Raw genomic sequence first — 10,692 nt, 5'->3', positions numbered from 1 at the left:
ATATGTGTCTGTAAGACGCGCGGCGGGGGCGGGGGTGGTTTTTTTTTGGGGGCGCGCGGCCGTTGGGGGGGGCGGTCGAGGCGCGCTTTTGTGTTTTCTGGGGCCGGGGGGGTTTTCATTTATGTGCGACCACAAAAACCCCCCCCCCCCCCCCCCGCGGTCGCGGAAACGAATCTCCGTGCGCACAAACGAAAACGGCACCCTCGCAGGCGCCGTCTCCATGAACCGCTTTACGCAAAACCTCAGAACTTCGCGTCGAACTCGGCGGCGTAGCCGGTGTTCACCAGCACCTTCTGCAGCGACTCGGCCACCTTCAGGTTGCCGGCCACGATCTGGTGGGTCTCCGGGCCACGGTTGTCCATGCGGCCCAGGGTCGCGCCCTTGAAGTCACAGACCTTGCCGCCCGCCTCGCGGACCAGCAGCAGGCCGGCGGCGATGTCCCACGCCTTCACACCGGCCTCGAAGTAGGCGTCGGCACGGCCGCAGGCCACGTAGGCCAGGTCCAGTGCCGCCGAACCGGTGCGGCGGATGTCCTCACCGTGCACCAGCAGGGCGTCGACCGCCTTCAGCTGGGCGCTGGCGCGGCTGCGCTCGCGCGGGGCGAAACCGGTGTGGATCATCGTGCCTTCCAGATCCTTGCGCTCGGCCACGCGGATGCGGCGGTCGTTCAGCACGGCGCCGGCACCCCGGCTGGCGGTGAACAGCTCATTGCGCAGCGGGTCGAAGATGACCGCGTCGGTCGGCTCGCCGTTCTCTACCAGCGCGATCGACACGCAGTAGTGCGGCACGCCACGCAGGTAGTTGCTGGTGCCGTCCAGCGGGTCGATGACCCACATCTGGCGGCGCTCGCCCTGCACGCCACCTTCTTCGCCGAAGATGCCGTAGTCCGGGTAAGCGCGCTTGAGTTCCTTGACGATGACCTTTTCCGCGTCCGCATCCACTTCGCTGGCGTAGTCCATCCGGCCCTTCTGCACCACGTTCAGTGCCTCGAGCTTGTTGATGTTGCGCAACAGGACGTTGCCGGCGAGGCGGGCGGCCTTGACCATGACGGTGACGGCGGGTTTCTGCATGGCGTGGGCTCCCGGAAAGGCAGAAGAGATGGACTGGCGGGGGAAAAGAGCGGGTCCGGCGCAGTGGCCGGCCGCACAGTTTACCATTGGTCATCGTCCAGCTCGACCTTTTCCCTGTTCATGTCCCAGTTTCCTGCCACCACCCGCCTCCGATTCGTCCTGGTCGGTACCCAGCACCCCGGCAACATGGGGGCCGCCGCCCGTGCCCTGAAGACCATGGGCCTGGCCCGCCTGGTGCTGGTCGCCCCCGAGAAACCGCTGGACGAGGAGGCCTTCCGCCGCTCTGCCGGTGCCGAAGATGTGCTGGGGGACGCCCCGGTGGTCGCCACCCTGGCCGAGGCCGTGGCCGATTGCCGCCTGGTGCTGGGCTGCACCGCGCGTGCCCGCCGCGTGCAGCTGGAGGAGTACCTGCCGGCCGATGCCGCCGCTCGTGCGGTGGCCAAGGCGGGCGAGGGCGCCGAGGTGGCGCTGGTGTTCGGCCGTGAGCGCACTGGCCTGACCAACGAAGAACTGCAGCTGTGCCACGCGGCGGTGCACATCCCGTCCGATCCGGCGTTCAGCTCGCTCAACCTGGCTGCCGCCGTGCAGGTGCTGGCCTATGAGACACGCATGCAGCTGCTGGGCGCGCAGCCGGCCGCGGACGCCGAGCCCGGTTTCCGCGAACAGGCAGCAAGCCATGAACAGATGGAGAGTTTCTTCGCCCAGCTTGGCGACACCCTGGACGAGATCGATTTCCACAAGGGCCGCGCGCCGGAATCGGCGATGCGCAAGCTGCGCCGGCTGTTCCTGCGCAGCGAGCCGAGCGAGCAGGAAGTGCGCCTGTTGCGCGGCATCCTTTCCGACACCCAGCGGATGGCGCGGCTGGCGCAGGCGGGCAACAAGGACAGCTGACGACGTTCTCATTTTTTCGGGTAGTCTGTCCGGATACCCAGGGGGGATGAAGCCTGTGTCGGGTCTGCGAAGGGCAGTGCAGAGGGGACTGCTGAGCCTGGTCATGATCCTGCTGGCCGGGACGGTGCATGCAGCACCGGACCGGGTGCTGGTGCTGGGCCGGATCAGCGATGATCCCAAGGCCCATTACGAGCAGCTGCAACCGTTGCTGGACTATGTAGTGGCACGCATGCACGACGTCGGCATCAAGGAAGGGCGGATCCTGATGGCACGCGACCCGCAGCAGATGGCCAGCTATCTGCGGCGGGGGCGGGTCGACTGGGTCACGGAAACGTCGGGTACGGCGGTGGCACTGGGCCAGCGCAGTGGCGCGCGGCCGCTGCTGCTGACCGAGCGCAATGGCGTGCGTGAGTACCAGACCGTGTTCTTCGTGCGTCGCGACAGTCCGATCCAGCGGATCCAGGACCTGCGCGGGCATCGCCTGGCGCTGCAGAACACGGCGTCCACCAGTGCCTACCTGGTGCCGGTGATGACGCTGCTGCAGGAGGGGCTGGCGCCGCAGATCCTGGCCGGTGTGTGGGACGTGCCGGGCCGGGACAGCGTGGGGTACGTGTTCGCACGTAGCGAGTTGAACATCGCCACGTTCGTGCACAAGGGCATGGTCGAAGTGGGGGCGGTGAGCAGCGTGGACTGGAATGACGAGCGACGGATGCCTGCAGCATTCCGGCGCGACTTCCGCGAACTGCTGCGCACCGAACCCTACCCACGGGCGGTGGAAATGGTTCGCGCCGACCTTGACCCGCGGGTGCGTGACCGGCTGCAGGACGTCCTGCTGCAGGCGGCCAGCGACCCGCAGGCACAGGGGGCGCTGCATCGGTTTTTCGGCACTTCCGGTTTCCACCGCGTCGATGCGCATGCGCAGCAGCGGCTGGATGAATTGAAACAAGGATTGACGCGCGTGCGGATGGAAGTGGAATGAAGTGGCTCGGCTCGGGAATGCAGGCCCGGTTCCTGCTGGCGATGGGCGGGGCGATGGTCGTGGTGGTGGCGATCCTGGCGGTGTTGCTGGGGCGGCAGGCGGCGATGCAGGGCGAGGTGCGCAACCTCAGTGGTGGCGTCATCCATGAACTGTTCGACCGCAGCGTGCGCAGCCGCGGCGAAGCAATGGCGCGCGAGCTGTCCGACGCGCTGGCCAACCCGTTGTACTACCGCGACCTGGACCAGGTCGGTGCGCTTGTGCGCAGCACCGCACGGCAACCGGTCGTGCGCTATGTGCTGGTGTTCGACGAACGCGGCCGGCTGGTGCATGACGGCTCGATAGAGGTGTCCGGCTTCGGCCAGCCGATGACCGACCCGCTGGCCCCCAAGGCCGCGGTGGCGCAGGCGCTGGTGGTGCAGGAATCGCCCAAGGTGCTCGACAACACCATGCCGATCATGGTCGGCAACCAGCGCATCGGCGGCGTCCGCGTCGGCATGGCGCTGGACGAGGTGCAGCAGCGCGAACAGGCCGCCAATGCCACGCTCGGCGAGCGCCTGCAGCAGGTCGGCAGCCGCCACCTGGGCTGGCTGCTGCTGATGCTGGGCCTGCTGGTGGTGATCGGCGTGGTGGTGATCCTGTACGTGCAGCGCACCCTGGTGGCGCCGATCCGGGACCTGGCCGCTGCGGCGCGCCGCATCGAGGCGGGCGACTACCAGGCGCCGCTGGCCGAGAACACCCGCGACGACGAAGTCGGCGAGCTGGTGCGCGGCTTCGCCCGCATGCGCGATGCCATCGCCCGCCATGACCGCGAGGTGCGGCGCATGGCCTATACCGATGCGCTGACCGGGCTGACCAACCGGCTGGCATTCCGGGAAGCGCTGGACCATCGCCTGATGGCCGCGCGCGCATCCAATCATCGGCTGGGCCTGCTGTTTGCCGATATCGACGACTTCAAGCGCGTCAACGACACCCTGGGCCATGAGGCCGGTGACGAAGCGCTGTTGCAGTTCGCGCAGCGCATCGGCAGTGCGGTTACCGAAGCCGGTGGCGATGAAGCGCTGCTGGCCCGCTTTGGCGGCGACGAGTTTGTGATCCTGGTCGGTGATGGCGACGTGGCGGCCAACGCACGGCTGCTGGCCGAAGTGCTGGTGCGCGAGCTGGGCAAGCCGCTGGTGGTGCAGGGCCGGGAACTGTTCCTAGGCACTTCGATCGGCGTGACCCTGTTCCCGGACGATGCCGCTGATGCGACCACGCTGCTGAAGAACGGCGACATCGCCATGTACCAGGCCAAGATGGCCGGCAAGAACTGCTACCGCTATTACAGCCGTGCGATGGACCACGCGGTCGAGCGCCGCGTGCACATGGAGCAGGAGCTGCGCGGGGCCTGGGAGCGCGGCGAGCTGCGCCTGGCCTACCAGCCCATCTTCCGCATGCGCGACCGGCGCATGGTCGGCGTGGAAGTGCTGCTGCGCTGGCAGCATCCGACCCTGGGAACGATTCCGCCGTCGGTGTTCATCGAAGTGGCCGAGCAGAGCGGGCTGATCGAGCTCATCGGCCCGAAGGTGCTGCGTGCGGCCTGCATGGAAGCCTCGCAGTGGCCACGCGGGGCGGGCGGCGATGATCTGTTCGTGTCGGTGAATGTGTCGCCGCGGCAGCTGCGCGGCGGTGAACTGCCGGCATTGGTCGCGCAGTGCCTGCACGAGTCCGGGCTGCCGGCGTCGCGCCTGCACCTGGAACTGACCGAAACCGCGGTGATCGGCGACGAAATGGTTGCCGCGCAGCTGCTGGACAAGCTGCACCGCACCGGCGTGAAGGTCTGGCTGGACGATTTCGGTACCGGCTTCTCCGGTCTCAGCCATCTTCGCCAGGTGCCGGTGGACGGCGTGAAGATCGACAAGAGCTTCGTGGCCGACATGCAGCGCGATCCCGACGATCTGGCGCTGACCACGGCGATCATCGCCATGGCCCACGCACTGGGCATCACCGTGGTGGCCGAGGGCATCGAGCAGCAGGCGCAGTTCGAACTGCTGGTGCAGCGCGGCTGCGATCTTGGCCAGGGCTACTGGCTGAGCCACCCGGTGACCGCCACCGAAGTGGTGCGGATGATCGAGTCGGGCCTCTGACCGACACAAAAGGGGACGGAGGGGATTAAGTCGCTTATGCATTTGCGACTTAATCCCCTCCGTCCCTTTTTTTACAGCGGGCGCTTGCTCGGGTCGCCGGGCAGTTCGCGCACCAGTTTCGGGATCAGATAACCGGACAGGCGTGCGGTCAGGCCGGCAATCAGTGCCTTGGCCTGGGCATCATCCACTTCGAAGTGGGCCACGCCTTCGACCCGGTCCAGTTGGTGCAGGTAGTAGGGCAGCACGCCCGCGGCGAAGCTGCGCTCGCTCAGGTCCTGCAGGGCCTGCACGCTGTCGTTGACCCCGCGCAGCAGTACGGCCTGGTTCAGCAGCTGGGCGCCGACGCCGCGCAGGCGGGCCATCGCCGCGTCCACGCTGGCGTCGAATTCATTGGCGTGATTGGCGTGGACCACGATCGCCAGCGGCCATGGCAGGCTGCCCAGCCAGCACACCAGTTCATCGTCCACGCGTTCCGGCAGCACGATCGGCAGCCGGGTATGGATGCGCAGGCGGCGGATATGCGGAATCGCGCGCAGGGCGTCGGTCAGCTCGACCAGCTTGTGCGTGGCCAGTGACAACGGGTCACCGCCGGACAGGATCACCTCATCGATGTCCGGGTCGGCCGCGATGGCGGCTACGGCCTCCTGCCAGCCACCCTTGGCGGCGTTCTCCGCGGCATAGTCGAAGTGGCGGCGGAAGCAGTAGCGGCAGTTGATCGCGCAGCTGCCCGTGGCGACCAGCAGGGCGCGGCCACGGTACTTCTGGATGACGCCGGTGGCCTTCCTGGCGGCACCATCACCCACCGCATCGAAGCTGAACCCGGGCGCCGGGCGCATTTCCTCGTCGATCGGCAGCACCTGGCGCAGCAGCGGGTCGGCCGCATCGCCCACGCGCATGCGGGCCACGAAGCCCTCGGGCACGCGCAGTGCGAACTGGTTCATGGCCGCCTCCGAGACACCCAGCGCCGCCGGGTCCAGCTGCAGCCGGGCCAGCAGGGCGTGGGGGTCGCGCAGCGCCTGGCGCCAGAGCTGCTGCCAGCGCACGGGCGCGCCTGGCGACTGGGGCCGGGGGAAGGCGGAAAGCTGCATGGAGAGGGGGCCTGCGGTTATCATGGGGGCAGAAAAACAGTCGCCCACCGGCATCCGGTGGGCTTTCCATTCTAACGGCTCGCCGCACCCGCGGCGTTTCTGCCACTCAGGAGTTTACGCATGGCCAGCTACGGCATGAACGACGTCAAGAACGGGATGAAGATCCTGGTCAACAACCAACCGGCCGTCATCATCGACACCGAATACGTCAAGCCGGGCAAGGGCCAGGCCTTCACCCGCGTGAAGTACCGCCTGATCAAGGACGGCCGTACCCAGGAAGTGACCATGAAGTCGACCGACTCGCTGGATGCAGCCGACGTCGTCGATACCGACATGAACTTCATGTACAGCGACGGCGAATACTGGCACTTCATGGATCCGGAGTCCTTCGAGCAGGTCCAGGCCACCAAGGCTGGCATGGGCGGCGCCGAGAAGTGGCTGAAGGGCGAAGAGTCCTGCGTGGTCACCCTGTGGAATGGCGAGCCGATCTTCGTTCAGCCGCCGAACTTCGTCGAACTGAAGATCACCGAAACCGATCCGGGCGTCCGTGGCGACACCTCGGGCGGCGGCGGCAAGCCGGCCACCCTGGAAACCGGTGCCGTGGTGCGCGTGCCGCTGTTCGTCAACCAGGACGAAGTGATCCGTGTCGACACCCGTTCGGGCGAATACTCCGCACGCGTCAAATAAGGTTCCGGCCGCAGGCCGACCTTGCTGTAGAGCCGAGCCATGCTCGGATACGCGCCAGTGCATTCGCGCTGGCGCTCCCATGATCTGCTTCGGCAGATCATGGGCCGCGCTTCACGGGTCTCCAGACCCCGCCGCTTCGCGGCAGCCCCTGACTCAGGGGCGTGTTCCCCAGAAGTATCTCGCCGCCCCCAGCCAGTGAGCCCGCATGAGCGATAGCCCGCACCTCCCCGAAGCCTGCGACCTGCTCATCGAAGCCGGTCATGTCGTTCCGATCGAGCCGCATGCGGTGGTGCTGGAAGACCATGCCGTTGCCGTGCGTGGCAGCGAGATCGTGGCCATCCTGCCGCGTGCCGAGGCGCGCGCACGCTTCCGTGCCGCACAGGTGGTCAGCCGCCCCGAGTCGGCGCTGATGCCGGGCCTGGTCAACGCGCACACGCACAACGCGATGACCCTGCTGCGCGGCGTCGCCGACGACCTGCCGCTGATGACCTGGCTGCAGCAGCACATCTGGCCGGTGGAAGCGGCGGTGATCGGCCCCGAGTTCGTCGCCGACGGCACCACCCTGGCCATCGCCGAGATGCTGCGCGGCGGCACCACCTGTGCCAACGAGAACTACTTCTTCGGCGACGTGCAGGCTGCGGTCTACAAGAAGCACGGTTTCCGCGCACTGGTTGGCGCGGTCATCATCGATTTCCCCACCGCCTGGGCCAGGACCGACGACGAATACTTCGCCAAGGCCGGTGAACTGCATGATCAGTGGCGCACCGATCCGCTGATCGGCACCGCGTTCGCGCCGCATGCGCCATACACGGTCAACGATGCCAACTTCGAGCGGGTGCGAATGCTGTCCGACCAGCTCGACATGCAGGTGCACCTGCATACCCACGAGACCGCGCAGGAGATCAACGATTCGATCAAGCTGCACGGCCAGCGCCCGCTGGCGCGGCTGGATCGGCTCGGCCTGGTCAACGACCGCCTGATCGCGGTGCACATGACCCAGCTGACCGATGCGGAAATCCACCTGTGCGCCGAACGCGGCGTCAGCGTGGTGCATTGCCCGGAATCGAACCTGAAGCTGGCCTCCGGTTTCTGCCCGGCCTGCGCCCTGCAGCGCGCCGGCGTGAACCTGGCGATCGGCACCGATGGCTGCGCCAGCAACAACGACCTGGACATGTTCAGCGAGAACCGTACCGCAGCGATCCTGGCCAAGGCCGTGGCCGATGATGCCACCGCGCTGGACGCGGCCACCACGCTGCGCGCAGCGACGCTGGGCGGCGCCCGTGCGCTGGGCTTTGCTGACCGCATCGGTTCGATCGAAGTCGGCAAGCAGGCCGACCTGGTCTGTGTCGACCTGTCGGCGCTGGAAACCCAGCCGCTGCACAACGTGCTGTCGCAGCTGGTGTATGCCACCGGCCGCCAGCAGGTCAGCGACGTCTGGATCGCCGGCAAGCCGAAGCTGGTGCAGCGCGAGCTGGTCGGCATGGACCTGCCGGGCATCATCGCCAACGCGCGCCAGTGGCGCGAGCGCATCCGTCATATCCGCGCCTGATCCCTGGCGCCGCAAGGACCCCTCATGACTGTCCCCCACGCTTCCTCCAATTTCGATCAGGCCGAGCTGGACAAGTTCGCCGCGCTGGCCAACCGCTGGTGGGACGCTGACGGCCCGCAGAAGCCGCTGCATGCGCTGAACCCGGTGCGCCTGAAGTACGTGGCCGACCGCGTACCGTTGCGTGGCGCGCGCGTGCTCGACATCGGCTGCGGTGGCGGGCTGCTGAGCGAAGCGCTGGCGCAGGCCGGCGCCGACGTCACCGCCATCGACCTGGCCCCGGAACTGGTGAAGGTCGCGCGCCTGCATGCGCTGGAAAGCGGCGCCAAGGTCGACTACCGCGTGCAGGCCGCCGAGGATCTGGCCGCCGAGCAGCCGGGAAGTTTCGACGTGGTCACCTGCATGGAAATGCTGGAGCACGTGCCAGACCCGGGCGCGATCATCGACGCCTGCAAGCGCCTGCTGAAGCCGGGCGGCCACCTGTTCCTGTCGACCATCAACCGCACCGCGGCCGCCTTCGCGGTGGCGATTGTCGGCGCCGAGTACGTGGCGCGGCTGCTGCCCAGAGGCACCCACCACTACCAGGAATTCATCAAGCCGGCCGAGCTGGCGCGCTGGCTGCGCGAGGCTGACCTGCAGCTGGTGGATGTCAGCGGCATGGCCTACGAGCCGTGGCGCAACCATGCCCGCCTGAGCAGCCGCACCGACATCAACTACCTGGCCTACGCGGTCAAGCCGGCATGACCTCCGCCCGCTTCCCGCGTGCGGTGCTGTTCGACCTGGATGGCACGTTGCTGGACAGCGCGCCGGACTTCGTCGCCACCTGCAATGCGATGCTGGCCGAGCGGGGCCGGGCAGCGATCGATCCGGCGCAGCTGCGGCCGGTGGTCTCCAAGGGCTCGCGCGCGATGGTCGGGGCCGCTTTCCCGGACCTGGATGCCGCTGCGCGCGATGCATTGATCCCGGAATTCCTGCAGCGCTACGAAGCGCTGATCGGCCAGCACGCGGTGCTGTTCGACGGCGTGGCCGGCATGCTCGCCGCGCTGGATGAGGCCGGTACGGTATGGGGCATCGTCACCAACAAGCCGGAGCACCTGGCGCGCCTGATCCTGCCGCAGCAGGGTTGGCAGCAGCGCTGCGCGGTGCTGGTCGGCGGTGACAGCCTGGCCGAGCGCAAGCCGCACCCGCTTCCACTGCTGCACGCTGCGCAGGCCATTGGCATGGCCGCCGAAGACTGCGTGTACGTGGGTGATGACGAGCGCGACATCATCGCTGCACGTGCTGCCGCGATGCCGTCGGTGGCGGCGCTGTGGGGCTACCGCCTGCAAAGCGACGATCCGCTGGCCTGGCAGGCCGACGTGCTGGTCGAGAACGCTGAACTTCTGCAACTGGCCAGTCTCTGGCCGACCCGGCTGGCAGCCCCGGCCCAGCCGTAAGGAATCCCGTAGTGAGCAGTACCGCGCTGGACAGTTTCCTCGACAAGTGGCGCAGCCGTTGGCCGGAATGGTCGGTGGCCGCCCCGTTCGTGGCCGAACCGCAACGCGAGCTCGCAGTGGCGTGGTTTGCGCTGCTGCAGGAGTTCGACGACATGCTCAACACCAGCGGCGATCCGCTGCCCGCCGATGCCAAGCTGGCGTGGTGGGGCGAGGAGCTGCGCAGCTGGGCAGGGCATCGTTCGCGCCATCCGCTGGGCCGTCTGCTGGAGCCGGTGCGTGCGCCGTGGGTGCAACTGGCCGAAGCACTGCCGGACCTCGTTGAAGCGCGTACCGTTGCGCTGGATGCAGCCGGTGCCGAGCGTGCGCTGGTCAATTACGCCGACGCCGTGGCCGCAGTGGAAGCGGCCTTGTTTGCCGACAAGCCGCGCACCGGCGCCGGTCGTGCGGTGCAGCTGCAGACCCTGGCCCAGCGCCTGCAGGACGCCGGCGTGGCCGGTGTGCCGCGCAGCCTGTTGGATGAGGATTCCAGCACGGCCGCGCAGCGCTGGGCCCAGTACCTGTTGAAAGGATGGGGCAGCCGCGTGCCGGGCCCGCGCCCGCGGCGCGTGTGGTCGAGCCTGGCGCGCGCCCGCGTTGCCGCGCAGGCCGCAGGCAAGCCAATCGAAGCCACCCCGGTGCGCACGTTGCTGCGCGTGTGGTGGGCTGCCCGCGGTTGATCCAACTGTCTAGTAGTGGGCCCCGGGGGGCCGGGGCCGGGGGCCCGGCGAATAAAAAAGGTTTTCCGACCCCCGGCCCCCCCAAACAGAATTTTTCTTCACCAACAACAAACACAGCCATGCGGGTTGGAAAAAATAAATAGAGCACATACCAGT

General features: G+C 67.7%; 10 protein-coding genes. 8 read left to right on the top strand and 2 right to left on the bottom strand.

All coding sequences use genetic code 11. The features are described 5' to 3' along the window. Positions 1–242: 242 nt before the first annotated feature. Complete coding sequence (locus WDC87_RS15785; protein ID WP_049468091.1) at positions 243–1,070, bottom strand: inositol monophosphatase family protein; 828 nt, start codon at positions 1,068–1,070, stop codon at positions 243–245. 120 nt (positions 1,071–1,190) lie between these two features. Between WDC87_RS15785 and WDC87_RS15780 the strand changes: the two genes are divergently transcribed. From WDC87_RS15780 to WDC87_RS15770, 3 genes are all read left to right on the top strand, one after another. Then, positions 1,191–1,961 carry an RNA methyltransferase gene (locus WDC87_RS15780; protein ID WP_252745220.1) on the top strand — a complete coding sequence of 257 codons (771 nt, stop codon included), beginning with the start codon at positions 1,191–1,193 and terminating at the stop codon, positions 1,959–1,961. A gap of 103 nt (positions 1,962–2,064) precedes the next feature. After that, on the top strand, positions 2,065–2,940 hold the full coding sequence (locus tag WDC87_RS15775; protein ID WP_227836954.1) for a phosphate/phosphite/phosphonate ABC transporter substrate-binding protein: 876 nt from the start codon (positions 2,065–2,067) through the stop codon (positions 2,938–2,940). Next, positions 2,937–5,063, top strand: coding sequence for an EAL domain-containing protein (locus tag WDC87_RS15770; protein ID WP_005417742.1), 2,127 nt, complete (start codon positions 2,937–2,939; stop codon positions 5,061–5,063). Before WDC87_RS15775 ends, WDC87_RS15770 begins: the two co-directional genes overlap by 4 nt. 71 nt (positions 5,064–5,134) lie before the next feature. Here the strand turns inward: WDC87_RS15770 and epmB are convergent, their stop codons facing one another. After that, positions 5,135–6,175 carry an EF-P beta-lysylation protein EpmB gene (gene epmB, locus WDC87_RS15765; RefSeq protein ID WP_111007931.1) on the bottom strand — a complete coding sequence of 347 codons (1,041 nt, stop codon included), beginning with the start codon at positions 6,173–6,175 and terminating at the stop codon, positions 5,135–5,137. A 96-nt stretch (positions 6,176–6,271) separates the two neighbouring features. Here epmB and efp point away from each other — a divergent pair, with 96 nt between their 5' ends. The 5 genes from efp (at position 6,272) to WDC87_RS15740 (ending at position 10,536) form a co-directional block, all read left to right on the top strand. Beyond that, complete coding sequence (gene efp / locus WDC87_RS15760; protein WP_005410381.1) at positions 6,272–6,838, top strand: elongation factor P; 567 nt, start codon at positions 6,272–6,274, stop codon at positions 6,836–6,838. A gap of 205 nt (positions 6,839–7,043) precedes the next feature. Continuing rightward, positions 7,044–8,387: a TRZ/ATZ family hydrolase gene (locus WDC87_RS15755; RefSeq protein ID WP_252745221.1), complete on the top strand. Its 1,344-nt coding sequence runs from the start codon at positions 7,044–7,046 to the stop codon at positions 8,385–8,387. A gap of 24 nt (positions 8,388–8,411) precedes the next feature. Then, positions 8,412–9,128, top strand: a complete 717-nt coding sequence (gene ubiG / locus WDC87_RS15750) for a bifunctional 2-polyprenyl-6-hydroxyphenol methylase/3-demethylubiquinol 3-O-methyltransferase UbiG (RefSeq protein ID WP_188240790.1) — start codon at positions 8,412–8,414, stop codon at positions 9,126–9,128. Further along, positions 9,125–9,820, top strand: coding sequence for a phosphoglycolate phosphatase (locus WDC87_RS15745; protein ID WP_252745222.1), 696 nt, complete (start codon positions 9,125–9,127; stop codon positions 9,818–9,820). The genes ubiG and WDC87_RS15745 overlap by 4 nt, the downstream gene beginning before the upstream one ends. 11 nt (positions 9,821–9,831) lie before the next feature. Next, positions 9,832–10,536, top strand: a complete 705-nt coding sequence (locus WDC87_RS15740; protein WP_072168401.1) for a squalene/phytoene synthase family protein — start codon at positions 9,832–9,834, stop codon at positions 10,534–10,536. The last annotated feature ends 156 nt before the right edge of the window (positions 10,537–10,692 follow it).

Origin of the sequence: Stenotrophomonas maltophilia group sp. Smal12, assembly GCF_037079935.1 — a bacterium.
Taxonomy (GTDB): Bacteria; Pseudomonadota; Gammaproteobacteria; order Xanthomonadales; family Xanthomonadaceae; genus Stenotrophomonas; species Stenotrophomonas sepilia.
Note: the sequence above shows the minus strand (reverse complement) of the source record. Positions and strands in the feature narration are given on the sequence as shown.